At 65.0% G+C, this 23834-nt stretch carries 23 protein-coding genes, 3 tRNA genes and 1 pseudogene; 14 read left to right on the top strand and 13 right to left on the bottom strand.

The window, feature by feature from the left end:
• Positions 1-85: 85 nt before the first annotated feature.
• The 6 genes from hrpA to AC5DRG_RS25335 all read right to left on the bottom strand — a co-directional run bounded on the left by hrpA (position 86) and on the right by AC5DRG_RS25335 (position 6577).
• Positions 86-4069, bottom strand: coding sequence for an ATP-dependent RNA helicase HrpA (gene hrpA, locus AC5DRG_RS25360; protein WP_491812928.1), 3984 nt, complete (start codon positions 4067-4069; stop codon positions 86-88).
• 71 nt (positions 4070-4140) lie between these two features.
• The gene (locus tag AC5DRG_RS25355) at positions 4141-4554 is read right to left on the bottom strand and encodes a hypothetical protein (protein WP_491812927.1); all 414 of its coding nucleotides are present in this window, start codon (positions 4552-4554) and stop codon (positions 4141-4143) included.
• 60 nt (positions 4555-4614) lie between these two features.
• Positions 4615-4691, bottom strand: a tRNA-Phe gene (locus tag AC5DRG_RS25350).
• A 24-nt stretch (positions 4692-4715) separates the two neighbouring features.
• Positions 4716-4790, bottom strand: a tRNA-Asp gene (locus tag AC5DRG_RS25345).
• Between the two features lie 38 nt (positions 4791-4828).
• A tRNA-Glu gene (locus AC5DRG_RS25340) sits at positions 4829-4901 on the bottom strand.
• An 80-nt stretch (positions 4902-4981) separates the two neighbouring features.
• A complete protein-coding gene (locus AC5DRG_RS25335; protein WP_491812926.1) occupies positions 4982-6577 on the bottom strand; it encodes a metallophosphoesterase family protein in 1596 nt (531 codons plus the stop codon).
• A 115-nt stretch (positions 6578-6692) separates the two neighbouring features.
• Between AC5DRG_RS25335 and AC5DRG_RS25330 the strand changes: the two genes are divergently transcribed.
• Positions 6693-7031, top strand: a complete 339-nt coding sequence (locus AC5DRG_RS25330) for a metallopeptidase family protein (protein WP_491812925.1) — start codon at positions 6693-6695, stop codon at positions 7029-7031.
• A 46-nt stretch (positions 7032-7077) separates the two neighbouring features.
• On the opposite strand, the gene AC5DRG_RS25325 is transcribed toward AC5DRG_RS25330, so the two are convergent.
• The 3 genes from AC5DRG_RS25325 to AC5DRG_RS25315 all read right to left on the bottom strand — a co-directional run bounded on the left by AC5DRG_RS25325 (position 7078) and on the right by AC5DRG_RS25315 (position 8339).
• Positions 7078-7428, bottom strand: coding sequence for a metallopeptidase family protein (locus AC5DRG_RS25325; RefSeq protein WP_491812924.1), 351 nt, complete (start codon positions 7426-7428; stop codon positions 7078-7080).
• 186 nt (positions 7429-7614) lie between these two features.
• The gene (locus tag AC5DRG_RS25320) at positions 7615-7803 is read right to left on the bottom strand and encodes a hypothetical protein (RefSeq protein ID WP_491812923.1); all 189 of its coding nucleotides are present in this window, start codon (positions 7801-7803) and stop codon (positions 7615-7617) included.
• Positions 7800-8339: a hypothetical protein gene (locus AC5DRG_RS25315; RefSeq protein WP_491812922.1), complete on the bottom strand. Its 540-nt coding sequence runs from the start codon at positions 8337-8339 to the stop codon at positions 7800-7802. Before AC5DRG_RS25315 ends, AC5DRG_RS25320 begins: the two co-directional genes overlap by 4 nt.
• A gap of 176 nt (positions 8340-8515) precedes the next feature.
• Between AC5DRG_RS25315 and AC5DRG_RS25310 the strand changes: the two genes are divergently transcribed.
• Positions 8516-9847, top strand: a complete 1332-nt coding sequence (locus AC5DRG_RS25310) for an NsdA family TPR-like regulatory protein (protein ID WP_491812921.1) — start codon at positions 8516-8518, stop codon at positions 9845-9847.
• Between the two features lie 3 nt (positions 9848-9850).
• Here AC5DRG_RS25310 and cutA read toward each other — a convergent pair whose 3' ends face one another.
• The gene (gene cutA / locus AC5DRG_RS25305; RefSeq protein ID WP_491812920.1) at positions 9851-10177 is read right to left on the bottom strand and encodes a divalent-cation tolerance protein CutA; all 327 of its coding nucleotides are present in this window, start codon (positions 10175-10177) and stop codon (positions 9851-9853) included.
• A 284-nt stretch (positions 10178-10461) separates the two neighbouring features.
• On the opposite strand from cutA, the gene AC5DRG_RS25300 reads away from it, so the two are divergent.
• The 4 genes from AC5DRG_RS25300 to AC5DRG_RS25285 all read left to right on the top strand — a co-directional run bounded on the left by AC5DRG_RS25300 (position 10462) and on the right by AC5DRG_RS25285 (position 15569).
• Positions 10462-10743 carry a hypothetical protein gene (locus AC5DRG_RS25300; protein ID WP_491812919.1) on the top strand — a complete coding sequence of 94 codons (282 nt, stop codon included), beginning with the start codon at positions 10462-10464 and terminating at the stop codon, positions 10741-10743.
• Between the two features lie 234 nt (positions 10744-10977).
• Positions 10978-11178, top strand: a complete 201-nt coding sequence (locus AC5DRG_RS25295; RefSeq protein WP_491812918.1) for a hypothetical protein — start codon at positions 10978-10980, stop codon at positions 11176-11178.
• 125 nt (positions 11179-11303) lie between these two features.
• Positions 11304-11531 (top strand): hypothetical protein, encoded by a 228-nt coding sequence (locus AC5DRG_RS25290; RefSeq protein WP_491812917.1) that lies wholly within the window; start codon positions 11304-11306, stop codon positions 11529-11531.
• An 855-nt stretch (positions 11532-12386) separates the two neighbouring features.
• On the top strand, positions 12387-15569 hold the full coding sequence (locus AC5DRG_RS25285; protein ID WP_491812916.1) for an NACHT domain-containing protein: 3183 nt from the start codon (positions 12387-12389) through the stop codon (positions 15567-15569).
• 188 nt (positions 15570-15757) lie between these two features.
• Here the strand turns inward: AC5DRG_RS25285 and AC5DRG_RS25280 are convergent, their stop codons facing one another.
• A complete protein-coding gene (locus tag AC5DRG_RS25280; protein ID WP_491812915.1) occupies positions 15758-16501 on the bottom strand; it encodes a GntR family transcriptional regulator in 744 nt (247 codons plus the stop codon).
• Positions 16502-16693: 192 nt separating this feature from the next.
• On the opposite strand from AC5DRG_RS25280, the gene AC5DRG_RS25275 reads away from it, so the two are divergent.
• The 6 genes from AC5DRG_RS25275 (at position 16694) to AC5DRG_RS25250 (ending at position 20824) form a co-directional block, all read left to right on the top strand.
• Positions 16694-17065, top strand: coding sequence for an SCO3933 family regulatory protein (locus tag AC5DRG_RS25275; RefSeq protein WP_491812914.1), 372 nt, complete (start codon positions 16694-16696; stop codon positions 17063-17065).
• Positions 17065-17301: a hypothetical protein gene (locus tag AC5DRG_RS25270; RefSeq protein WP_491812913.1), complete on the top strand. Its 237-nt coding sequence runs from the start codon at positions 17065-17067 to the stop codon at positions 17299-17301. Before AC5DRG_RS25275 ends, AC5DRG_RS25270 begins: the two co-directional genes overlap by 1 nt.
• Positions 17274-17492, top strand: a complete 219-nt coding sequence (locus AC5DRG_RS25265) for a hypothetical protein (RefSeq protein ID WP_491812912.1) — start codon at positions 17274-17276, stop codon at positions 17490-17492. Before AC5DRG_RS25270 ends, AC5DRG_RS25265 begins: the two co-directional genes overlap by 28 nt.
• 5 nt (positions 17493-17497) lie before the next feature.
• Positions 17498-18826: an FtsK/SpoIIIE domain-containing protein gene (locus AC5DRG_RS25260; protein WP_491812911.1), complete on the top strand. Its 1329-nt coding sequence runs from the start codon at positions 17498-17500 to the stop codon at positions 18824-18826.
• Positions 18819-19010 carry a hypothetical protein gene (locus tag AC5DRG_RS25255; protein ID WP_491812910.1) on the top strand — a complete coding sequence of 64 codons (192 nt, stop codon included), beginning with the start codon at positions 18819-18821 and terminating at the stop codon, positions 19008-19010. The genes AC5DRG_RS25260 and AC5DRG_RS25255 overlap by 8 nt, the downstream gene beginning before the upstream one ends.
• A gap of 368 nt (positions 19011-19378) precedes the next feature.
• The gene (locus tag AC5DRG_RS25250) at positions 19379-20824 is read left to right on the top strand and encodes a replication initiator (RefSeq protein WP_491812909.1); all 1446 of its coding nucleotides are present in this window, start codon (positions 19379-19381) and stop codon (positions 20822-20824) included.
• A gap of 82 nt (positions 20825-20906) precedes the next feature.
• Here the strand turns inward: AC5DRG_RS25250 and AC5DRG_RS25245 are convergent, their stop codons facing one another.
• Together AC5DRG_RS25245 and AC5DRG_RS25240 are read right to left on the bottom strand one after the other, a co-directional pair.
• Entirely contained in the window at positions 20907-21122 is a 216-nt protein-coding gene (locus AC5DRG_RS25245; protein WP_491812908.1) for a hypothetical protein, read from the bottom strand.
• Between the two features lie 200 nt (positions 21123-21322).
• Positions 21323-23044 carry a recombinase family protein gene (locus AC5DRG_RS25240; protein ID WP_491812907.1) on the bottom strand — a complete coding sequence of 574 codons (1722 nt, stop codon included), beginning with the start codon at positions 23042-23044 and terminating at the stop codon, positions 21323-21325.
• A gap of 59 nt (positions 23045-23103) precedes the next feature.
• Here AC5DRG_RS25240 and AC5DRG_RS25235 point away from each other — a divergent pair.
• Positions 23104-23178 (top strand): annotated as a pseudogene (locus tag AC5DRG_RS25235) (metallopeptidase family protein); the annotation flags it as partial.
• Positions 23179-23282: 104 nt separating this feature from the next.
• A complete protein-coding gene (locus AC5DRG_RS25230; protein ID WP_491812906.1) occupies positions 23283-23810 on the top strand; it encodes a hypothetical protein in 528 nt (175 codons plus the stop codon).
• The last annotated feature ends 24 nt before the right edge of the window (positions 23811-23834 follow it).

The raw sequence follows: 23834 nt of genomic DNA, 5'->3' as shown, positions 1-23834 counted from the left end.
GGCACTTGGTATTGCGCTGTGCTGCGAGAAGAGACTGTACAGGAGGGTGAGCCCCCGGTCGAACTCACCCAGTGTGCGGTGTCCGTTACGGTACGGCCGCGTCGATCGCCTTCACGATGCGCTTGTCGGAGACGGGGTACGCCGTGCCGAGGGCGTGGGCGAAATAGCTGACGCGGAGTTCCTCGATCATCCAGCGGATGTCCGTGACCGAGGACGGGATCGGGCGGCCCTGGGGCATCTGCTCAAGCAGCCACGCGTACTCGTCCTGCATCTCGTGGACCTTCTCCATACGGGTCGTGTCCCGCTGGACGTTCGTCGGCATCTGCTGGAGGCGCCGGTCCGCGGCGACCAGGTAGCGCATCAGGTCGGGCAGTCGGCGGATCCCCGTCTCCGTCACGAAGCCGGGCTTCACGAGGGCGTCCAGCTGCGTCCGTACGTCCGCGAGGTTGGCGAGCAGCACAGGGCTCCGTACGCCCTTCAGACGGCGCTCACAGGCCTGCCAGGCGGCCAGGACCTGCTGCACCTGGCCGACCGTGCGGACCGTCGTGTCGACGATCTCCGCGCGCACCTTGTCGTAGAGCTTCCGGTACGACTCCTCGTCCCACGCCGGTCCCCCGAAGTCGCCGATCAGCTTGTCCGCCGCCGCCATCGCGCAGTCGTCGAACAGGGCCTGGATCGAGCCGTGCGGGTTCGCGGAGAGCGCGAGCTTCTGCGGGTTGGTGAGCTTGTCTGAGGCGAACTTGCCCGGGTTCACCGGGATGTTGCGCAGGATCAGGCGCCGCGTGCCCTTCCACATGGCCTGCTGCTGCTCGGCCTCCGTGTCGAAGAGCCGTACGGACACCGTGTCGCCGTCGTCTACCAGCGCCGGGTACGCCTTGACCGGCTGGCCGGCCCGGCGGGTCTCGAAGAGGCGGGTGAGCGTGCCGATCGTCCAGTCGGTCAGGCCCTTGCGCTCCAGGGACTCGCCGCCCTCGCGTTCGGCGGTGGCCGCCGCCGCTTGGGAGATGGCCTGGCGTGCCTTCGGCTTCAGGCGCAGCTTCAGCGCCTCCAGGTCCTTGTCCTCGTCGAGCTTGCGGCGCCGCTCGTCGACGATCCGGAAAGTGATGCGCAGATGCTCGGGAACCCGGGACCAGTCGAAGTCGTCCGCGGTGAACGGGACCCCGACCATGCGCTTCAGCTCCCGCGCCATCGTGACGGGCAGCGGCTCCTGCAGCGGCACCGCACTGTCCAGGAAGCGCTTCGCGAAGTTCGGCGCCGGTACGCAGTTACGGCGGATCGGCTTCGGGAGGGAACGGATCAGCTCCGTCACCAGTTCCTCCCGCAGACCCGGGATCTGCCAGTCGAAGCCCTCGTCGGTGACCTGGTTGAGCACCTGGAGCGGGATGTGGACGGTGACGCCGTCCGCGTCCGCGCCCGGCTCGAACTGGTACGTCACCCGGAACTTCAGCGGCCCCTGCCGCCACGAGTCCGGATAGTCGTCCTTCGTGACCGCCTCGGCCGACTCGCGGATGAGCATCGCCCGCTCGAAGTCGAGGAAGTCGGGCTGCTCGTGCCGCTTGTGCTTCCACCACGAGTCGAAGTGGGCGCCGGACACGACGTGTTCGGGGACTCGCTGCTCGTAGAAGTCGAAGAGGGTGTCGTCGTCGACCACGATGTCCCGGCGCCGCGCCCGGTGCTCCAACTCCTCGACCTCGCTGAGGAGTTTGCGGTTGTCGGCGTAGAACTTGTGGTGCGTGCGCCAGTCGCCCTCGACGAGCGCGTTGCGAATGAAGAGTTCGCGGCTCGTCTCCGGGTCGATCCGGCCGTAGTTGACCTTGCGCTGGGCGATGATCGGGACGCCGTACAGCGTGACCTTCTCGTACGCCATCACCGCGGCCTGGTCCTTCTCCCAGTGCGGTTCGCTGTACGTGCGCTTCAGGAGGTGTTCGGCGAGGGGCTCGACCCACTCCGGCTCGATCTTCGCGTTGACGCGGGCCCAGAGGCGCGAAGTCTCCACCAGCTCCGCCGACATGACGAAACGCGGCTGCTTCTTGAACAGGGCCGAGCCCGGGAAGATCGCGAACTTGGCGCTCCGCGCGCCCAGATACTCGTTCTTGTTGCCTTCCTTCACGTCCTTCATGCCGATGTGCGACAGCAGACCGGCGAGGAGGGAGACGTGGACGCTCTGGTCGGCCGCGTCGCCTTCGTTCAGATGGATGCCCATCTGCTTGGCGACGGTTCTCAACTGCGTGTAGATGTCCTGCCATTCGCGAATGCGCAGGAAGTTCAGATACTCCTGCTTGCACATGCGCCGGAAGGAGGAGGAACCCCGCTCCTTCTGCTGCTCGCGGATGTACCGCCAGAGATTCAGATACGCGAGGAAGTCGCTCGTCTCGTCCCTGAAGCGGGCGTGCTGCTGGTCGGCCTGCGTCTGTCTGTCCGCCGGGCGCTCGCGCGGGTCCTGGATGGAGAGCGCGGCCGCTATGACCATGACCTCGCGGGCACAGCCGTTCTTGTCGGCCTCCAGGACCATCCGGGCCAGCCGCGGGTCCACGGGGAGCTGGGCGAGCTTGCGGCCGGTGTCCGTGAGCCGCTTGCGTACGTCCTTCTGCGCCGGGTCCAACGCGCCCAGTTCCTGGAGGAGTTGGACGCCGTCACGGATGTTGCGGTGGTCCGGCGGATCGATGAACGGGAACTTCTCGATGTCGCCGAGGCCGGCCGCGGTCATCTGGAGGATGACGGAGGCGAGGTTCGTACGGAGGATCTCCGCGTCCGTGAACTCCGGGCGGGCGAGGAAGTCGTCCTCGGAGTAGAGGCGGATACAGATGCCGTCGGACGTACGGCCGCAGCGGCCCTTGCGCTGGTTGGCGCTGGCCTGGCTGACCGCCTCGATGGGCAGGCGCTGGACCTTGGTGCGGTGGCTGTAGCGGCTGATGCGGGCGAAGCCGGGGTCGATGACGTACTTGATGCCGGGGACGGTCAGGGACGTCTCGGCGACGTTGGTAGCCAGAACGATCCTGCGCCCGGTGTGCTGCTGGAAGACGCGGTGCTGCTCGGCGTGCGAGAGGCGGGCGTAGAGGGGGAGGACCTCGGTACCCTGCCCATTAGCGCCTCCGGCGCGGGGGTAGTTCTTCTTCGTGAGCGCGTCGGCGGTGTCGCGGATCTCCCGCTCGCCGGAGAGGAAGACGAGGATGTCTCCCTTCCCCTCCCCCTGCAGCTCCTCCACGGCATCGCAGATCGCGGTGATCTGGTCGCGGTCGGAGTCGTCGCCGTCCTCTTCGAGGAGGGGCCGGTAGCGGACCTCCACGGGGTAGGTCCGGCCGCTGACCTCGATGATCGGCGCCTCGCCGAAGTGCCGGGAGAAGCGCTCCGGGTCGATCGTCGCCGAGGTGATGATGACCTTGAGGTCGGGCCGCTTCGGCAGCAGCTGGGCGAGATACCCGAGCAGGAAGTCGATGTTGAGGGACCGCTCGTGGGCCTCGTCGATGATGATCGTGTCGTAGGCGCGCAGCTCGCTGTCGGTCTGGATCTCGGCGAGCAGGATGCCGTCCGTCATGAGCTTGATGAACGTCGAGTTCTGGTTCACCTGGTCGGTGAAACGGACCTTCCAGCCGACGGCCTCCCCGAGCGGGGTGTTCATCTCCTCCGCCACACGCTCGGCGACCGTACGGGCGGCGATACGGCGGGGCTGGGTGTGCCCGATCATGCCGCGCACGCCACGGCCGAGCTCAAGACAGATCTTCGGGATCTGGGTCGTCTTGCCGGAACCGGTCTCACCGGCGACGATCACGACCTGGTGATCGCGGATGGCTGCCGCGATGTCGTCCTTCTTCTGGCTGACGGGCAGCTGCTCGGGATAGCTGACCGCGGGCACGTGCGAGCGCCGCTCGGCCATGCGCCCCTCGGCCTTCGCGACCTCCGCGTCGATCTCGGCGAGGACGGCGGCGCGGGCCTCCGGCTTGCGGATCCTGCGCGCGCCTTCGAGCCTGCGCCCGAGCCGGTGCGCATCACGCAGGGACAGCTCGGTCAGGCGGGCGGCGAGATCCCCGAGAGCGGGAGAGCCGGGGGCGGGGGCAGGGTGCGTAGACATACGCGATCCAGGATCTCATCCCCGGGAAATCCGTGGCGAACGCTTTTGCCGCCGTGCGCTGCGGCCCCGGCTCAGGACGTCTGCTGGGCCGGTGGCGCCGGGGGTGCCGGCGGTGTCAGCTGCGCGGCCTGGGCCTGCTCGGCCTGCGCCTGCGTGGCCGCCGCCTGCGCCTGGGTTGTCGCTGCTTGCGCCTGAGAGGTCGCCGCCTGCTGCTGGGATGTCGCGGCCTGCTGCTGGACCATCGACTTCGCCGTGTTCGATACGGCCTTGATGCCCAGGTAGGCCGTGGTGATGCTGCTCACCGCGGTGAACGCGGCGGTGAGGACGCCGATGATGACGGTCTTGTCGCCGCCGAGCCGCCACACGCCGAAGATCGCGACACCGGAGATCGCGAGGTTGCTGATGATCACCGCGAGCATTCCGTAACGAGCCCGGTGTTCTTCGAGCTGTATCTCCGGATCGCCCTTGATGTGGTCCCGTGCCATCGGTCTCCCCTGCCCAAGCCGGAACGTCAAAGACCCCGTCCGAGGGACGGGGTCCTTGCGTGGTGGCTGGGGCCGGGGTCGAACCGGCGACCTATCGCTTTTCAGGCGATCGCTCGTACCAACTGAGCTACCCAGCCACGAGGTTCCTGACGAAACCTCAGCGGTCCTGACGGGATTTGAACCCGCGGCCTCCACCTTGACAGGGTGGCGAGCACTCCAAACTGCTCCACAGGACCAAGCTGTTGCGTACGACAGTGTCGCACACGGTTTTGCGTGCCCCCAACGGGATTCGAACCCGTGCTACCGCCTTGAAAGGGCGGCGTCCTAGGCCGCTAGACGATGAGGGCTATCGGCCCGCCTGGGCGCCTCGCGGCGCGTCGGGGACGTGAGAAGCATATGGGATGGCGGGAGGTATCGCCAAAACGGTTTACGGGCCCGTTGGAGAGGGGGTTCGGGAGGGGGTTCCGGAGGGAGTGGGCGTAGGGGTCGATGTCGAGGGAGTCGGAGTCGCGCCGGGCTGGTTCTCCTCCGGCAGGTGTCGGCTGACCTCCGCCGTGGTCAGGCCCAGACCGCCCAGTTTGATCTCGTCCCAGGCCTGGAGGCGACGGGTGTCCCGGTCGACGTAGAGGATCGAGGCCTCGATGGGGTCGGGGTACTTGCCCTCGATGGCGCGCAGGCCGCTGCCGCCGGTGGAACCCTCGATGCGCAGGCGGGTGCCGTGCTCCATGACCTCCATCTCGGCGTGGTGGAGGTGGCCGGCGAGGACGAGCGGGACCTCGCCGTCGGTCTCGCGCGCGGCCGACGGTTCGTGGGCGACGGCGATGTCGACGGGGGTGCCCCGGGTCCGCTGGACGTGGAGGGAGGCGGCGAGGCGGTCGCCGGCGAGTTCCTCGGACTGCTCGGCGCCGGGGGTGGCCGTGCGGTCGGGGGTGAACTGGGGGTCGCCGATGCCGGCGAAGCGGATGCCGGCGACCGTCTCGGCGTGGCCGTCGTCGAGGACGTGGACGTTCTTCATGCGTTCCAGGTAGGCCTGGGTGGTCTGCGAGTCGTGGTTGCCGCGGACCCAGACGTAGGGGGCGCCCAGGTCCTCGATCGGGTCGAGGAAGGCGTTCTCGGCGGCCGAGCCGTGGTCCATGGTGTCGCCGGAGTCGACGATCACGTCCACCTGGTACTGCTCCACGAGCGAGGCGATGATCTTCCAGCTCGCCGGGTTCAGATGGATGTCCGAGACGTGCAGCACGCGGATGGTCGTCGGGTCGGGCTGGTAGGCGGGGAGCGTGGATGTGGCGTCGTAGAGCTTCGTCACGTTGGTCACCAGACGCGCCAACTCCTTCTGGTAGACGTCGAATTCGGTGACGATGCTGCGCGCGCTGCCGACCAGGGAGGGGGCCGAGCTGAGCAGGCCGGAGAAGCGCGGTTCCAGGACCGACTTGGGGTTCCAGGTCGCGTACGCCGTGGCCCCGGAGGCCGCGAGGAGGGCGAGGGCGAGGCCGCCGGCGGCGAGGGCGCGGCGGGGCCGGCGGTAGACCGCGAGGCCGAGGGTGGTGGCCCCGGCGACGACGGCGACGCAGGAACGTACGGCCAGATCGAGCGTGCCGTGCTCGACGTCGTGGGCGACCTCGTCCTGGAGGCCGGAGAGCCGCTCGGGATGGTCGACGAGGGCCTGCGAACGGACCGGGTCGAGCTGGTCGACGTTCACGTCGAGCCGGACGGGAGCGGTATGGCTGTCCAGATGAAGGGCGCCCAACGGGGAGACGTTGATCTTCGTGCCGCCGATGAAGGAGGGGCGCAGGGTCATCGTGGTGTTCATGGGACCGACCTGCGCCCGCACGTTCCCGACGATCAGCAGCCCCATCCAGGCCCCGATCAGCACCACGGCAACCAGCCCCAGGGCACGCACCCAGGGATGCGGCTGCGCGACGAGCTCGACCACCGGATGCGGACGGCGGCCTCGATAGTGCCGGGCGAGCGCACGTGGCGCCCTGCGGATACGGTTCAGCGCTGCTACGGGGAGCCGGGCCATTGGTCCCGTATGCCCAAGGGTGGGGACCGGTATGCGGGAGGCGCACATGCGGTCCGTGGGATGTTCCCGACTCTCGTACGAGGGTTACGAGCACGTCGTGCCGGACAATGGGCCTGTGCTGGAAATGACGCGCGAGGACTTCGAGGAACTGGTCGCCGAGGCGCTGGACCGGATCCCGCCGGAGCTGACGCGGCTGATGGACAACGTGGCGGTCTTCGTCGAGGACGAACCCCCCGCCGACGATCCCGAGCTGCTCGGCCTCTACGAGGGCACCCCGCTCACGGACCGCGGCGAGTGGTACGCGGGCGTCCTGCCGGACCGGATCACCATCTACCGGGGGCCGACGCTGCGGATGTGCGGGTCGCGGGAGGAGGTTGTGGCGGAGACCGAGGTGACGGTGGTGCAGGTTATTCCGTCGTACACCTCTTGGGTAGGGCTTAGGCCGGTCGCGTGAGAGTCCCTGGGACCTGCGGTTTTCCCGGCCTCCGGGCGGGCGCGGATCAGCCCCAGCCCAGCTCGTGAAGCCGTTCGTCGTCGATCCCGAAGTGGTGGGCAATCTCGTGGATCACGGTCACGGCGACCTCGTGCACTACGTCTTCCGTGGTCTCGCAGAAACGCAGCGTCGGTCCCATGTAGATCGAAATGCGGTCGGGGAGTACTCCTGCGTACCACTCGCCACGGTCTGTGAGTGGGGTGCCCTCGTAGAGGCCCAGTAGCTCGGGGTCATCGGCCGGGGGTTCGTCTTCCACGAACACGGCAACGTTGTCCATGACCCGGGTCAGTTCCGGCGGAATCTGGTCCAGGGCCTGGCTCACGAGTTCCTCGAACGCGTCGCGTGTCATCTCCAGCACAGAGCCATTGTCAGGGACGAGGTGCCTGTGGCGGAGGCCCGGAGAGCTCTTGTCTCTTGCTGGGGGAGATTGCCGATGGATCCCGTGCATGGATCCGTCCGCTCTCTCAGGGGGTCGGAGAGCGGACGGAGGTCTATCGCGACCCTGACCCTGCGGTCGCCGTGGGGCCCCTACCGGGGCGGGAGATCAGGCCTCGGGGCTGGTGAAGGAGTGGCAGGCGCAGCCACAGCGGGGCTGGAGCAGGATTCCCTTGGCTCCGGGGAGCGGGATGTCCTTGGTCTGGCGGCAGTCGCCATGCAACTCGTCGTACGCCGGGCGTTGCGCCAGCGTGCATTCAGCCGACAGCGGTGGAGCATCCGCGGCGGGTGCGCTCATGACTCGTCCCTGTCCCCGTCGTCTGTCGGACAGCTGCCGAGGATCACGAGTTCAAGCACGCTGGCGGCCTTGCACAGGGCGCCCGGTCGGCTCATCGGCACCAACCAGTACGAGGCGTGAGTGTGCTCGTCCGGCTCGATGCGGTCGGTGCGCGGCACACCCAGATAGGTGCCGTCGCCCAAGCACTCGGCGGTCCGTGTCGCCCACACCTGGGAGGTGCCGGGCGGTACCAGGGCGTAGTAGCGGTTGAATCCGGGGTCGTGGACGACCGGCCCGTCCATGTGCTCAGCAAGCCATGCGCTCACAGTGGACGGCTCGTCGCTCCGGGCGGCGGCATGGACGACGTCTTCGGGGATACGGACCGCATCGAAACTCTGTCCCAGCGGGATCATCGCGAGCTGCGCGGCACTGCTCCACTCGCTCCGCACGGCGCTCGGCGACGGGTGGGCGGAGGCCAACCACTCCTGAACGGTCCCGCCGCGGACTGGGCTGGTTGACGATGTGCAGGCGTCTTTGGGGGCCGTAGTCTCGGCCATGTCAGCGCTCCTTGTCAGCGTTGGCCACGCCCCGGGGCCGTCGCGAGCGGTCGCCGGGGTCCTGAACGCCTCAACCTTCCAGTGGTGCAAGGCTGCTGACTTCCCGTCCGTGGGTATCCCCCTGATGGGTAGGCTGCCTACTGGGCAACTGGACATCGGGCGCGACGAGGCATCTCATGACCAGCTACGAACCGCCAACTGCGCTTCCGCGCAAGCTCCTTGACCGCGCGGACATGAAGGCTGCGATCGCGGCTCACGACTTCGGCACGGTGTTCCGCCTCGCCCGCACTGAAGCGTTGATCAGTTATTCGAAGATCGCGGCCGAGTGCGACATGAAGCCGGAGCGAGTAGGTCTTCTGGCCCGTGGGCAGGGAACCGTGAGCACGTTCGAGAAGATCGCGCGCATTGCGGACGCGCTGAGGATCCCGGGGCACATGCTCGGTCTGGCTCCGCGCTCCTGGGAGGCGGCGTCGATACCGACGCGCGGCGTCCCTCCCGTGACTGCCCGCGGTCCCGGCACGGACGGAGACGAGTTGCGGCGCAGGAAGTTCCTCAAGGCTTCGGCTGGGGCCGGGCTCGTCGTCGGCCTGCCCGAACTGAGCCGTGCTGAAGCGGGCGGCCGAGTCGGCGCTGATCTCCCGGGACGGCTGAGGGAGCGTACGGCGCGATTACGTCGGCTCGACGACGTTCTTGGCGGTGCCGATACCTACCGGGTCTATCTGGGCGAGTACGAGGCAACCAAGGCTCTGTTGCGCGACGCGACGTACTCCGAGAAGACCGGGCGGGCTCTGCTGTCGGTGCTTGCAGAGCAGGCGCAGCAAGCTGGTTGGGCTGCTTTCGATGGCGGCCGGCGTGAGGATGCGACCGGGCTGTACGAGGCGAGTCACAGTGCGGCGGTCGACGCGGGTGATGCTGAACTGGCGGGCAATGCGCTCGCCTTCCTCGCGTATCAGACCGTCAGTGGTGATCGGCGGGCCGGAACAGAGATCGCCGCTCGATCTTGCGCGACGGCCGGTCCGGAGGCGGCACCGGGAGTTCGCGCGCTGTTGCACGAGCGGCTCGCATGGGCTCACGCGGTTGCCGGCCTGGCGGCTGAGACGGAACGGGCCCTGGAATCCGCACAATCCGCGCTTGCCGAGATCGACGGCGCCCCTCAGCCGGACTGGGTTGCGTGGGTCGACCAGAACGAACTACAGATCATGGGCGGTCGGTGCTGGACGGAGTTGCGTCGCCCGCTCCGGGCGGTCCCTGTCCTTGAGGACGCGCTGTCGCGGTACGACGACGCACACGCGCGGGACAAGAGCCTGTACCTGTCGTGGCTCGCGGACTCCTACCTGACCGCCGGTGAGGTCGAGCAGGCAGCCACCGTGACCGGCCGCGCGCTCGAACTGTCCGCCGGCGTCGCCTCGGTACGGCCACGGCAGCGTCTGTCTCCGGTGTTGAAGCGGCTCCGCGAGCACCGGGCGCTGCCCGCCGTCGCCGGAGTCCTGGAGAAGGCCAGGGCCTGACCCCTACTCGGTGGGTTCCGTGCTCGCGGCCAGCCACCGGAGACAGGCCTCCGATCCGGCCACGATGGGCACGGCGGCAATCTCGGGGGTCTTCCATGGGTGGTGGCTGAGCAGGTGCGCTTCAAGCTCGGGGTACCGGTCCTGGCGGGTCTTCAGCAACAGCTGCCATTCCTCGCCGGTCCCGAACTCACCGTCGTGCCAGAAGACGGAGATCACAGGGCCGATGATCTGAGCTCCTGCGGCCAACCTCCCCTGCACGACTGATTGGGCCAGCTCTACTGCCTGTTCACGGGTCTCCGTCGCTGTGGATACCTGCACGAACTCAGTCATGAGCGCGAGCCTATCCACCGGTCGCACGGGAGTCTCCGGGCTCTGAACTTCTGCTGCCGAGCGACTCCAGCCGGCTTGACCGCCGACCGCCGCAAACCTCTTGACGTTTCCTACTGCAAACATACATGCTTGCTACTCATCAGGACGAGTGCGGGCCTCTGGTCCGTCTCGTCATCCTGCGAGTCGAGAGGGTCTGTATGAGAAGGTTCTGGATTTCGCGCAAGCGACTCGGGCTGTGGTTGGCTGCCGTTATTGCGGCTGTGGTCGGATTCGTCGGTGTGGATGTGGCAACGGCGGTTGCCGCCCCCGAGGCGGGCTACGCCCGGCAGTCGGTGACGGTCGGTTCGACCAAGACCGTGGCGGTCAACGGGCTGCGGCTCCGCGCCAAGCCCGGCTACAACGGCTACATCAAGGGCCTGCTCTACCGAGGCGATCGTGTCTACATCCGCGAGACCTACGCCCAGTCGTACACCAGGAACTGGGTCGGGGTCGTGCTCACGCAACGCAGCAAGGGCGGGCTCCCGCGCCTGACGTTCGGCTACGTGTACAAGGCCTACCTCAGGTAGGCCCGGAAGTCGTCGGGAGGCGCCCCCGATGATGTCTCCAACCTCCGTGTCCCCCTTCCCAAGCGGATCAGGAAGGGGGACACAACTCGTTCTGGGTGCAACCGCGACGCACGAGTTTGCGTCCGCACATTTGTGTGAGGCTGGTGTGCTTGATGGGCAAGGGGTGTGTTCGCTATGGCTGCGGAAGCTTCTTCAGGCGAGTTACGTGACGGCGAGACGGGGTGGGTCCGAGACGTGGACTACATCCGCGCGTGGGCCAAAGCCCGTGATGCCGCTGAGGAGTTGAACAGGCTCCTTGCTGCACTTGGATTGCGTCGTGAAGATCTTCACGCAACGCCCCACACCGACGACGAGGGCAACGGCATGGTGCGACTCAAGGGCACGCTGGAGGGGATCCACGCGGTGGCCGAGGCCCTGAAGCGGGCCGGCGCTTGAGCGAGTTCGGGTGAGCGGCGAGCTGTTGGGGCGCGGGGGTGTGCAGTTGACGGCCTCGACCACAGGGGGCTTGGCCAACACCACCAGGACGCTTCCTCGCAATGTACGGGTGGGAGCCTGGAATCATGACTCACTCATTGCACGTGGTGGTGTCACCTCCGTCCCCGACGGGCGGTCGTCACGTGCGCCTGGACGGCGAGATCCTCGGCCTCGCGTACGGCCTGCGCGATGTCGTGGAGTTCCTTCGGCGGGCGGGGCTGGAGATCGAGCCGGAGGAAGCGGCCGTCTCCAATCTGATCGAGTGGCGTGGTGCGGGCCCGGAGCACTGGGGGACCGAGACTCGTCACCCGTAGCCAGGCCTTCGTGCCCACCGATGACGAAAAGACGCCCCTCCGGCTGTCTGCCTCTGGCGTCCGGCCGCTGGGCCTCACACCATGGAGCCCGAGGCCGGCGGGAGGGAAGATGATGAGGCGGAGAACCGTCGGGAGCCCGTTACGGACGCGTGGGCGCGGCAAAGTCCGAGTCGAGGAAGACGACAAGGGCCACCAGTGGGTGACCTGCTCGGGCTGCCGCCTGAATGCGTTCGCCCCGGGCGTGTCACCTGCGAAGTTTCAGGCTCGGCAGCATGCGGACACGTGCACGGATTAGTTCCTGGCACGCGTCGGGCACGCCTGCGTCGGCGGCGCTGTGAAGTCGGGTCGGCACTCCCACGCTCGATCTTGGATCCGTGGGTCCCGTCAGCTACGCGATAGACGGCTCTCGCGGCATTGAACGGGAAGGAAACCGAGGCGGCGGTCCAGCATGAGCCCAGCCGCCTCGGAAACCTACAACTTTCTGATCCGTAGTTCTATGTGGATCGGGCACTGAAGGTCATACAAGCCGCGACGAGTCCCGTAGTGGCCGATGTCCGATGCTGGTGGTTGCTGGGGTTGCCGTGCTCTGCTGCCGAACAGTTCGTATGGCTCAGTGAGCATCGACGAGGCGGCTGCTTGTGAACGTCCCGAGCGAAGCTGCCGCGCCTGCGCACCGCTTGCTCAGGGCATCGGCAGCGTAAGGTGCCCCGCAAGAAGCCGGGTCGGCCCGTTACACGGCGGATAGAACGGTTGTAAGCGCGACCGCCAGTAGTTGACCCGATCGATTGAAAACCCGCCTGGCTAGGCCGCATCGTCGTATCGTGTTGTCACCACTGAGGCAGCCAAGGAGGCAATGTGACTGGGTTCGAGACTATTGCGTACAAGGTCGCAGCAGGCGTCTTGAATTCGGTCGCCACGACACTTCTCCGATCTGCGCTTTCTCCTCGTACTGGTGCCCTTATTGTTTCGGCGGGCTCGACTGGGCGTTTGAAGAATAAGTTGATCCCAACGGTGACAATCACCGATAAGGATATAAAGGCATTCTCTCGGCATGTCGTGAAGATCATGACACCTCTGATCGAAGCGGAGTATTCTAGCCTCGATGAGAACGAGGTGCAGGCCGCTTTGCAGGCCGTGCAAAGATCATTCTCTGCCGCCACTGTGGATATATTTGAGCATGATTTGAATGCCCAGCTCTACGCCGCGAGCGTAATCACGCAATCCAGTGCAACGGTGAATAAGGTCGCCTTGAGCGAAGCCGGTCGTCAATTCTATCAACAGATGGTGACAGAAGTTTCGGCGCAGATGCTTAATTTCGTGACCACATGGCCATCTTTCTTGGCTCGCGCCGACGTCGAGCAGCTGAAGCGCCTTACCAAGCTTGCCAAAGATCTAGATTTCATCAGGCAGGCAGTGATTGATAGCGCGACGATGGAAGAGGCTCGCTTTGAGGAAAAATATTCCGAAGTTGTAATCACCAAACTCGACCAATTGGAACTCTTCGGCGTCACTGTGTCTGAGCCGGGTAGGAGATCTTATCCGCTCAGCACCGCATACATCAGTCTCTCTGTGGCTGAATCTGGGACCGCAACCTCCATAAATGGAGAGTTGGATGCGGAACTAGCGGATATTCAAAGCCGAGAGGCTTGGCGTAGCGAGAAGGGAGCCATCGTTACCGAGGCCAGCGGTGGCCTTCGGGCGGAGACGGCAGTATCAGAATACCCGCGAATCTTGCTGCGTGGGGACGCTGGATCGGGTAAAACAACCCTGTTGCAATGGATCTCCGTGAACGCCGCTAGGAGATCTTTGGACGGGGAGCTAAAGAGATTCAATGGCTTCGTGCCTTTTATCGTCCCTCTGCGCAGGTATGCTGATCGACAACTTCCTTCCGCTCACGAATTCCTGAACGAGATAGGAAAACATCTGGCAGGGGAAATGCCCGATCGCTGGGTAAATCGAGTCCTTCGCAGCGGCAGCGCTTTCGTCTTGATTGACGGTGTAGACGAGCTTCCTGAGAGCCGTAGAGAAGAGGCCCGAGAGTGGCTTAGTGACCTATTGTCAGCCTATCCACGAGTGCGCTACATCGTGACTTCCCGCCCAGCTGCAGCTGAAGAAGAGTGGCTACGCCGCGAGGAGTTCGCTTCTATAGACATGCTCCCAATGAGTCCCCTGGACATTGATAGCTTTGTGCATCACTGGCATGATGCTGCGCGTCTATGTATTTCTGGAGACTCAGAAGATGAGTATGAGGAACTCCTTGCCTACGAAAGTGAGCTCATCAAGGCTGTAAGAAGTCAGAGGCAACTTCGCAAGCTTGCCTCGAATCCTCTTCTTTGTGCACTGCTCTGCACTTTGAGCAGGGACCGACGTATGCAGCTCCCCGAAGGAAGAATGGAGCTGTACGCGGCAGCTCTAGAGATGCTCCTAGTGCGCCGAGATGTAGAACGACGAATCAAGCATCAGGAAGGTCCGTCGCTGACACTGAATCAAAAGCAGCGAATTCTAGGACATTTCGCTTATTGGTTGTTGCGTAATCAGCTAACCGATTCGACCGAAGAGCAAGCAATCGGACAGGTCGACATCTCGCTTGAATCGATGCCTAAGGTAGGAGCAAAGGGGGCCGATGTCTACAAATATCTGATGGTACGTAGTGGGGTTTTGCGTCGACCAGTAGAAGGGAGGGTCGATTTTATCCATCGAACATTTCAGGAGTATCTCGCAGCGGCGAATATTGTTGCCTTGAACGACGTAGGCTCGTTGGTGCAAAATGCCCATCTAGATCAATGGCACGAAGTTGTGGCTATGGCAGTTGGCCATGCTCGCAAAGAAGAATGTGGCGAAATCTTGAAAGGACTAATTGAGCGAGGTAATCGAGAGGCCGAGAACAAGAAGAAGCTGCATTTGCTCGCAGCTGCGTGTCTCGAAAACGCCGACGAATTCGATCGTGAGACGTATGACCTGGTGCGAAAGTGCGCGGCAAGGCTAATTCCTCCGTCGAAGGTTTCGGAGGCCAAAGAGCTTGCCGCAGTGGGCGAGTCTGTGCTCCCGCTGCTCCCTCGGTCGGGACGCCAGCTGCTCGCACTGCAGGCTGCTTCGACAGTGAGGACTGCCAGCCTCATCGGAGGCGAGACTGCTCTTGACATTCTATCAGGTTTCGGCGCAGACAGTCGTAAATCCGTTTACACTGAGCTTGCGAGAGCCTGGATGCAGTTCGATGTTGAAGAGTTTGCTCGCAGGGTGATGGTGAAATCACCCTTCGCGCGTAGGCAGCTGGTAATTGATCACCCAGAACTCTTGCCTACTCTTCAATACTTTAGCGAACTTGAGTTCCTGAAAATCGGATTCCCGCTTAGCGACTTCGATTGGGTGCAATGGTGTCCCCAATTGAAGTGGCTTAGCGTTCGGATTGAAAACGCTCATGCGGTCGAAAAAATTTCGACCTTGAGTAAGCTATCCTACCTCCATCTTACTGGGGTGGAAGAAGACGCCAAGTGGCTGCAAGGGCTTTCATCATTGCAAGAGATCCAGACTCTGTCGCTTCGATTCCTGAGAAATGCATCCCTGGATGCCGCCTCTTTGCCAACCCTGACGATGCTGAGGCTCCTTGAAGTGGGTGGCGCAATTAAGATTTCCAACTTTTCCTCGATTAGCCGTACCATGCCTGCGCTTGAATCAGTCAGCATCCTTTTTGTCGGTCGGATGGATTTTTCTGGTCTCGAACGATTGCCAAAATTGCGATCGGTTCGTGTTTGGCGTGCGGATTCTTTCCAAAATGCGGCCAGCCTGAGTGGTATGGAAAATGTCTCAGTTCGCATCATGTCGTGCGACGAAGAACACTTCCCCGAGTTGGCGAAGATTGAAAGAGTGAAGGCGCTTCGCATCGATATTTCAGATTCCCTCGAAGAGAGAGTGGTTGATCTATCTCCTTTCCGAGGTAAACAAAATGTGATAATCCGAATGAATGACTCTCGGTTCTCTCCGTCTGTGAAAGAGTTGGGCGAAGGAGTGAAGATCACCCAGCCCCGCAAGGCACAGTAGGTCGGCGGAGCGGGTTTGGCTGGTGGCCTGCCAGGTTCTGGCTACGACCTACCTCTTCTCTGACGTCAGGCGGCTGATTGCTGTGCGCGCGGCCCGGCCGGGGGCCGGGCCGCGCGCGGTGAGCGGAGCGAGCCGCCTTGAGTCAGTAGAGACGTGTTAGACCGATCAGCCGTGACCTGTGCGGTGAGCTATTTAGCGGCAACGCGAAAGGCGAGTCGCGCGTGATCGGCACTGACCCGGAACTCTTCGAGCATGAGCGGGCGGCCGTCCTGGGAGGCCGTGACGCGGTAGGTGATCAGGAGTGGGGCGCCGTCGTTCAGGTCGAGATCGGCTCGCTCGTCGGGGAGGGCGCTGCGGGCGGTGACCGTGTCGGTCCATGTGAGGGTGTGGCCGGCTGCGGTCAATGCGGCGTAGATGTCGGACGGTTCGGCGTCGGGGTGCTTGGCCAGCGTGGGGATCTGCTCGGCGATGTCGAAGGGGATCAGCGTCCGGTGGGCGGCTCGGGTGCCGGTCGTGGGGTCCTTCAGGAGTCGGTTCGTGATGAACACGGCTTCGCCGTCGCGGTTCAGGAGCGTCGCCGCGATGCCGGTTGCCTCGCCGCGGGTGACGGAAGGCGGCTCCACCTCCTCAGCTAGCCAACCGAGGGCGAATCGGCTGCCGTTGTGGGTGATCGTGCGTTCGATGACGGCGGCGGGGAGTCCGTGTACGCGTACGAACGAGCCCTTGCCGTGCTGGCTTTCGACCAAGCCCATGGAGCGGAGCTCCGCGACGGCTGAGCGGACCGTGGGTCGGGAGACGCCGTAGCGCTCCATGAGCTGGGTCTCACTCGGGAGCATGGTGCCGGGGTCGTACTCGCCCGCGGCGATTGCTTCCGCAAGGCGATCGGCCAGCTGCTTGTACATGGCGCTCGGCCGAACGATGTCACCAGGCATGCTCTGATCTCCCTGCGGCGGTGTGTGAGGCGGCGGGCTGTCCTGCACCTTAGGGCAGGTACGTCCCACACTCGTCAGCTTAAGTGCTTGCCAAGTCACCCCTCGTTGAGCCATGCTCGCTACTCATCAGAATGAGTACGCGATTGCAAATATCGCGAACTCGCGGGATCGAGGTGAGAGGCGTGAGTGCCTATGCAGACCATCCCGGTTGACGTGGGGCGACTTGGCGCATTGATGTGCGTCGTCCCGCCCGAGCCGAGGGTCAATCAGGAGACAGGGGAGGTCCGGAAGGATCGCGATGGCAATGTGATCTACGTCGTCGGGATCTCGGTCCGCCAACGAGACAACCGACGCGCCGATGTGATCGAGGTCGCCGTACCCAACGAGCCGCGAGGCATCGCTGAAGGCATGCGGGTGCACGTGGCCGGTCTGGTGGCTGTGGCGTGGGAGATCGAAGGGCGCAGGGGGACGTCGTTCAGGGCTTCTGCGATCACGTCTGACGGGGTGTCTGGCGTCGGTGGTGCAGCGGTGGGCCGTGGGAAGCCGTCCGGGGGTGAGACCTGATGACAGGCAGTGCCTTAGAACCGGACTGGGACTGGCTGGCCCTGTACGACCGGTTGATGAGCGTGGCGACGATCGCAATGATCATCGACGGTATGTCCCTGGACCGCGGTACCCGCCTCATCTCGTTGGAACGACTCGCCCAGGACACAGAGGAAGCCGCCAAGATCGCGCGCTTCGTCTCCGCTCGGGAGAAGGGCGGTGAGGACTGGTGGCGTTCCGCGACGACGAAGCAGTGAAAGCGATGATGCGGGATCTACGGGTCCTCGCGGGTTGTGACTTGCTACTGACCGCCCTCGGAGATCGCAAGACGGTCAAGCTCATCCTGGCGCTGGTGATCACACATGCCGAGTCCGCTGCGGACAACGGCCGGCGGGTCCTTCAAGTGCTCGACAATAGGGATCCGCACGGCAAGGGCGGTGGCCGCTGATGCCTATGACGTTGTTCGTGTGGACGATCACAGCCTTGCTCTGCACGGGACTCCTGGCACAGCCCTACTGGGAGCCCAAGCTCCGCCAGCGCCTCGGCGGGGTGCCGTGGACGTGGTACTTCATCGGGTTTCCAGTCACGGTCTGCCGAATGCTCTTCACCTGGCGGCGGCTGTGCCAGAACACGGACTTGTCCGTCGTGCGGCGTTCGCGCTACATGAGGGTCGGGCGCGATGCGATGGTGCGGACAACGGCCTTACGGCCCATCCCTCCTCGCCTCGGCCTGCCGAAGATCAACCGCTTCGGCTGTGGACTGTCGGTGCGGGTCCGTCTGCATCCGGGGCAGACTCCGGCCCAGTTCATCGCCGTAACGGAAGCGATCATCCATGCGTGGCGGGTTCATGCGGTGCGGGTGATCTCTCCGGAGCGCGGTGAGGTGCTCATCATCGCGACGGCGCGTGATCCGCTCGCCGGCGATCCGGTACGGCGTATGTATCCCGCGCCACGATTCATGGCTGCTGTAGTCGGCCGGACGGGAGACGGCTCCGCGTGGACACTCGACCTGCGCAAGGTCCCTCACTGGCTGGTGGTTGGTGCCACTCAGTCCGGCAAGTCCACCCTGCTCGCTGCCTTCGTTGCGCACCTGGGAGCACAACCGGTCGCTCTGGTGGGAATCGACTGCAAGGGCGGGATGGAGTTCTCCCTCTTCGCCAAGCGCCTCTCGGCACTGGCCACCAATCGGAGTGAAGCCATCGGGCTCCTGGGCGCGATGATCACGGAGGCCGAATCGCGCATGGCCGTCTGCCGGGCTGCCGGTGTTCGTTCCGTCTGGGATCTGGACGAGGACGAACGGCCCGTGCCGATCGTGGTCCTGGTCGACGAGATCGCGGAGCTCTACTTGGGTGGCGCGTCGTTGGCCGGACGCAAGGAAGCCGTGGAGTGCTCCACAGCCTTGCTCCGCCTCGCCCAACTTGGTGCCGCTCTCGGCATCCACCTCGTGGTGGCGGCGCAGCGCTTCGGCTCCGAACTCGGGCCCGGCGTCACCGCGTTACGGGCTCAACTCGGCGGCCGGATCTGCCATCGGGTCAACGACGAGGCCACCGCGGAGATGGCGTTGGGTGACCTCTCGCCGGACGCGATAGCTGTTGCTCAGGCGATCACGGAGGACGAAAAGGGAGTCGCGGTTACGACGGTCGGCGGTCATTGGGTGCGGGCGCGCTCAATGCTCCTGTCCCCGGACGAGGTTCGCCACTACGCGGCGCTCAATGCTGACCGGGCTCCCGAACTCCCCGCTCTCGCGGCGGCCGTGGAGGCAGGGGGCGGGAGCCATGAATGAGGGTCAGGCGCTGGCGTACGTCTTCTTCTTCGGCGTGATCACGGTGTTGCTGGTCCGCTCGCGTGAGGTGCCGTGGTGGGTAGCCGTGTTGATCGGCCTCTTCGGGTTCTACCTCGGCCAGACGCCCGCCTTCTTCATGATCTCCGAGCTCGTGACCTGGATCTTCGACCGCTTCTCGGCGTGACCAGCCTGAGCGTCCGGAGGAGTGCTGCTCATGCCTCATCGGTACGTCCGCTGTCCGTACTGCCGCCGGGTCCGCCTGCGCACCCGCGGGGGTCACCTCCGGCGGTGCCGCTGCTGCCGCGATCGTCCACGGCGCAGACGCTGATCACTTTCCGTACGCCGTAGCTGGAAGGGAGGTTCCGCCTGTGCCCCGGTTCCTGAAGTTCCTCGTGGTCGTCGCCATCGTGGGCGTCTTCGTCGGCATGTGCTCGCAGCACTCCTGACCACGCCCTCTCGGATCCCTGCCCCTAAGGAGCACTGTGCACCACCCACACATCCAACCCGCCGTGGTCCGTCGGCCCGCCCACACTGAAAGGTCACCGCCCCTGTATGCCGCCCACCACTACTGACGCGCGGTGCTTCGTCCTTCACCAGGCGGAGCGCCTGCGCCGACTCTCCGACACAGAACGGGACTTGATACGTCTCGCGAATGAACCGGGCTTCCCGCGCTGGCTCGAACAGATCAAGGCCACAGGCGGATGCGCCCACCCGATCTACCTTGCGGGCCACACGACCGTGCTCGACCCCGACACAGGACAGGTTCTACGCCACTACGCCACCGACGACGAACCGGGTGGGCGACTGCCCGTACGGTGCCGCAACCGCCGTGAATCACGCTGTCCGCCGTGCTCGCGCCTCCACTCCGGAGACACCTTCCACCTCGTCCGGTCCGGCCTCCTCGGCGGCAAAGGCGTCCCGGCGACGGTTGCCCACCATGCACGGCTGTTTCTGACCCTCACCGCTCCGTCCTTCGGCCCCGTGCACCGGGCTACCAACGACGGCGGCCTGTGCCGACCGCGCTCCGCCGGCGCATCGTGCACCCACGGGCGCCCCCTGGCCTGCGGCCATGTTCACGCTGCTGACGATTCCGCAGTAGGCCAACCCCTGTGCCCGGACTGCTACGACTACGCCGGACACGTACTGTGGCACGCCCACGCGGGCGAACTCTGGAACCGCACCACCCGTGCCATCCGACGCCAACTCGCCACGGCGGCAGGCATCACGCAAGCACGCATCGGCGAACACGCGAGGCTGAGCTTCGCCAAGGTCGCCGAATACCAACGGCGCGGAGCCGTCCACTTCCACGCGGTCATCCGTGTCGACGGGCCAGAGGGGCCCGAGGATGCTCCCCCGGCCTGGGCCACAGCGGCAGTCCTTGAGGACGCGGTGCGTGCTGCCGTTGGTGCTGTAGAGGTCTCCATGCTGTACGTGTCTGGCCTCGGGGAGCGCGTGCTCCGCTGGGGTGAGCAACTCGACGTCCACTCCATACGCCGGGCCCTTGATGACGGGCCCGTCACCGACCGGGCGGTTGCCGCGTACGTGGCCAAGTACGTCGCCAAGAGCGTCGGCGACGTCGACGGTGTGGATCGACCGATCACCTCCTACGGGGAGATCGAACTTCTCCCCGTGCCACCGCACACCCGGGCTCTCATGGGTACGTGTTGGCGCCTCGGCGGCCTGCCGGAGCTTGAGCGTCTGCGCCTCCGGGCATGGGCACACACCTATGGCTATCGAGGGCACGTTCTCACCAAATCCCGCAGGTACTCGACGACTTATGCGGTCCTTCGCTCTGAACGAACTGCTCATCGGCTACGGGAGGTTGGGGCCTGGGTATCAGAGACGGTCGACGCTGCGGTCGACCGTTCATGGCGTTACGTGGGATCTGGTCACAGTGCTGCTGAATCCTTAGTGGCTTCAGGCGTTGCGGAAGACTTCGCTGTTCTTGCGGAAGTGAGACGGGAGTTATCGAATCTCCTGGTTCGGCAATATGGCTGAGGGAGTTGTCGGCGCTTTCTCCTACGGGCGCGTGGTGGGACAGTCTGCTGAGACTTTGAGAACTTGGCGTGTGACAACCCGATCAAACAAGGTCGCCGCTGAAGTCGCGCGGTTGTTGGGTGGAGCGGTCAAGCGTGTGGCGCCCAATGAGAATTGTGGTCTTGAGGTGCTGACTACAGCGCATCGTGTGTACATAACCCTTGCTGGCGCTCAATCCGTTGTGCTCGGCGGCGGAGTTGGCTGGGATCTGCTGCGGATCACTGCCGAGCGGGATCAGGCGAAATCCGGGGTTGGCCATCGCCCGGAGGTAACTATCACGTTCAGCCTGGCGTGCGCGGGCAGTCTGGGGCTCTTCCGATTTCAGGCGCAGTCGTGGAGATTCCTTGAGTCTGCACTACTCATTAGGCGCTTGCTAACGCAGTCCGAGAACGTAGGGGAGTGTGAGCTAGCTTTACTGCCGGTGGAACTCAAGGGAGAGCAGCGGGCCAAAGTGTCGTATCAGTTTCCCTTCTTGAGGTTGGCTGCTTCGTCCAACTTCGTTGAAGCGCCAATACCCTTCGGTTCCTCGTCACCGACCCACCAGAACCGGAACCGGACCACGGAAGGCTTAACGCCGGAAGACGGCGCCTTGTAGAGCCAGACCCGTTCCAAGACAAGGCCAAGAATGTTGCGCTGCTCGGAGAGAGGCCAGTCCTCCCACGCTTCTTCAAAGAGCGTCGAATCCCGTAGAAATGTAATGTCTGTTACCTGGCCGGTCGGGATCTCGCCCAACTCCCTTTCGTACTGCTCCAGCCGCTCATTGCTGGCGTCGTACCGGGCTCGGAAGCGCGCTTCACCGCGTGCGCCCTGGAAGAGGCCGTTCAGCTTTTCCTCCTCCAACCGATCCAGGAAAGATTCCTCCTGCTGGATGAGGGCCTCCAACTCTCCCCGCCGAACCATGCGCTCCGGGTACCGCAAGTCCGCCCAGCGCTCGGCGATCGCGAGCAACGCCGGGTGGTCGTCGTCCAGGGCAGTCAGGCGGGTGACCATGGCCTCGAACACGATGCGATCCGCGTGGGTGCCCTTCATGAGCGTGCCGGGGCATCGCCCACTGAACTGGCGACGGAGGCACCGATAACGGGGCCACGGCTTGCCGTTGCGTATCCAGTAGGCGTCGTACGACTCACGGGCCCCGCACTCTCCGCAGTGCAGGTAGTCGGATAGGAGGCCGGTCACCGCACGCCCGGTGTCCTTGGACTTGGTTCCGGGCATGGCCGACCGTGTCCAGTGGGCGGGGACACGTTGGCCGTACATGGCACGGAGTCGGGTGGAGTCCGCCAAAGAGATGATCTCGGGGCCGACCCGGACCATCTCGCCGGTCTGCGAGTGACGGTAGATTTCTCCCTTGTGCGGCAGGTATCCGGTCATGACAACGGACGTCACGAGTTGCCGCACAACGGGCCACGACCAGGAGTTCGGCGACTTGAAAGGCTTCTCGCGCAGCTTGCGTGCCTTCAGCGGCTCGCCCTTGGCCTCCAGCTGGGCAATGCGGATCTTGCGACTTGCCCAGCGCGGGCAGTCGTAGCCCTGATCGTTGAGCCAAGCGGCCACGGACCGTAGAGAGGCTGGTTCCTTCGGGTGCAGGAGCTTCTTGACGATCGCGCGGATGATCGCGGCCTCGTCCGGGTGAAGCTCCAGTTTTCGCTCTGGTGTCACCAGGAAGCCGTAAGGGCGGTGTCCCATCCAACGGCCGGCATCGCGTTCGTCCGCGCGTAAGTCCGCGACTCGCGTTGCCGTGTTCTTGGACTCCGTGTGCGCCTGGTGCGCCGCGATCGTGAGCTGAAGTTCCCACCCCTCGTTGTTCGAGTCGATCCCGTCGGCGATGGAGATGAAGCGGCAGCCGGCCTCGTAGACGATGCGGATGATCTCGGACGCTTGCGGGATGCCCTGCCGCGTCGCCCGGTCCACCTTGAAGACGATCAGTACGTCCGCGAGGCGGTTGCGGAGCATCGAGAGTGCCGCTTCCCAGTCCGGCCGCGTGACGTATGTGTGGAAGCCGGACTTGTCCTCGTCCTTGAAGACCTTCACCACCTCGGCGCGGAGGTCCTCGGCCTTGGCTCGGCCGGCCTTCTCCTGGCGGGATATCGAGGTGGACGTGTCCGTGAGATCCGAGATGCGGAGGTACAGGATGGCGCGCAGAACTGCGGTGATTGAGCGATCTAATGCCTCTTGCGGTGACATTGCTCACTACCTCCCCGGAGGACCGGCTACGTCTGAAGACGGCCCTGGTGTCTGTCGGGTTGTCCTGCGTTCATGAGATCGCTCACCACTTCGGTATCGACGACGCCCGGCTCCATGCGTTGGGGTACGGATGAGGTCGTGCGGCTGAGGGGATCCGGTCGGGTCCTCGCGTGTCCTCTTGTGGGCGGCGGGAGTTGGACAGGTTGACTCCCTTGCCCTCCATCGGAGGTGGCTGCTCGTGCGCCCCTTGTACGTTCCCGTCCGTCTGGCCGCCACGGTGATCGCCGTCGCCGCTGCCGCCGGCTGTATGAGCGTGGGTGGCGACGACGGAGGCCGGGCCAAGCCGTCGCACTCGGTGGGTCCGCGGGGCGGTGAGGCGCCCGATGGGGGTGCCGCGGGGTCGGGTGGCGGTGCCGGGCACGGCGGGCATGCCTCCGGTGACGACAAGCACGGGCATGGGGACCGTAAGGGCAAGGGCGGTGAGTCGGCTTCTGCCTCGGCGTCGGCGTCCGCCGGTGTCCCGGGGGTGAGCGCGTCCCCGCCGCCGGCGGCCGGGCCGGGGCAGAGTCCGCAGCCGGGGGAGCCGACGCCGACGAAGGCGCAGCCGACCCCCACGCCCACACCGCCGGAGCCGACGCCCACGCCTCCGGAGCCGTCGGTCTCAGCCTCTCCGACGGTCGCCGAGCCGTCGTCCTCGGCGCACGGGGGCAGTGAGCCGCAGCTGGTGGAGCGGGAGCCGGCGCCGACGGCCGGGTCACCGGCGTAGAGTGGGTCTCTGCTGATCTACCGA

The sequence above is a fragment of the Streptomyces sp. JLBG701 genome, from assembly GCF_058544905.1.
This window is presented reverse-complemented; position numbering and strand designations above follow the sequence as displayed.

Coding starts and splice junctions, on each gene's coding strand:
- hrpA (WP_491812928.1), bottom strand. CDS start 4,069: ATGTCTACGCACCCTGCCCCCGCCCCCGGCTCTCCCGCTCTCGGGGAT.
- AC5DRG_RS25355 (WP_491812927.1), bottom strand. CDS start 4,554: ATGGCACGGGACCACATCAAGGGCGATCCGGAGATACAGCTCGAAGAA.
- AC5DRG_RS25335 (WP_491812926.1), bottom strand. CDS start 6,577: ATGGCCCGGCTCCCCGTAGCAGCGCTGAACCGTATCCGCAGGGCGCCA.
- AC5DRG_RS25320 (WP_491812923.1), bottom strand. CDS start 7,803: ATGAGCGCACCCGCCGCGGATGCTCCACCGCTGTCGGCTGAATGCACG.
- AC5DRG_RS25315 (WP_491812922.1), bottom strand. CDS start 8,339: ATGGCCGAGACTACGGCCCCCAAAGACGCCTGCACATCGTCAACCAGC.
- AC5DRG_RS25310 (WP_491812921.1), top strand. CDS start 8,516: ATGACCAGCTACGAACCGCCAACTGCGCTTCCGCGCAAGCTCCTTGAC.
- cutA (WP_491812920.1), bottom strand. CDS start 10,177: ATGACTGAGTTCGTGCAGGTATCCACAGCGACGGAGACCCGTGAACAG.
- AC5DRG_RS25290 (WP_491812917.1), top strand. CDS start 11,304: ATGACTCACTCATTGCACGTGGTGGTGTCACCTCCGTCCCCGACGGGC.
- AC5DRG_RS25280 (WP_491812915.1), bottom strand. CDS start 16,501: ATGCCTGGTGACATCGTTCGGCCGAGCGCCATGTACAAGCAGCTGGCC.
- AC5DRG_RS25275 (WP_491812914.1), top strand. CDS start 16,694: ATGCAGACCATCCCGGTTGACGTGGGGCGACTTGGCGCATTGATGTGC.
- AC5DRG_RS25270 (WP_491812913.1), top strand. CDS start 17,065: ATGACAGGCAGTGCCTTAGAACCGGACTGGGACTGGCTGGCCCTGTAC.
- AC5DRG_RS25260 (WP_491812911.1), top strand. CDS start 17,498: ATGACGTTGTTCGTGTGGACGATCACAGCCTTGCTCTGCACGGGACTC.
- AC5DRG_RS25255 (WP_491812910.1), top strand. CDS start 18,819: ATGAATGAGGGTCAGGCGCTGGCGTACGTCTTCTTCTTCGGCGTGATC.
- AC5DRG_RS25250 (WP_491812909.1), top strand. CDS start 19,379: ATGCCGCCCACCACTACTGACGCGCGGTGCTTCGTCCTTCACCAGGCG.
- AC5DRG_RS25245 (WP_491812908.1), bottom strand. CDS start 21,122: ATGGCCAACCCCGGATTTCGCCTGATCCCGCTCGGCAGTGATCCGCAG.
- AC5DRG_RS25240 (WP_491812907.1), bottom strand. CDS start 23,044: ATGTCACCGCAAGAGGCATTAGATCGCTCAATCACCGCAGTTCTGCGC.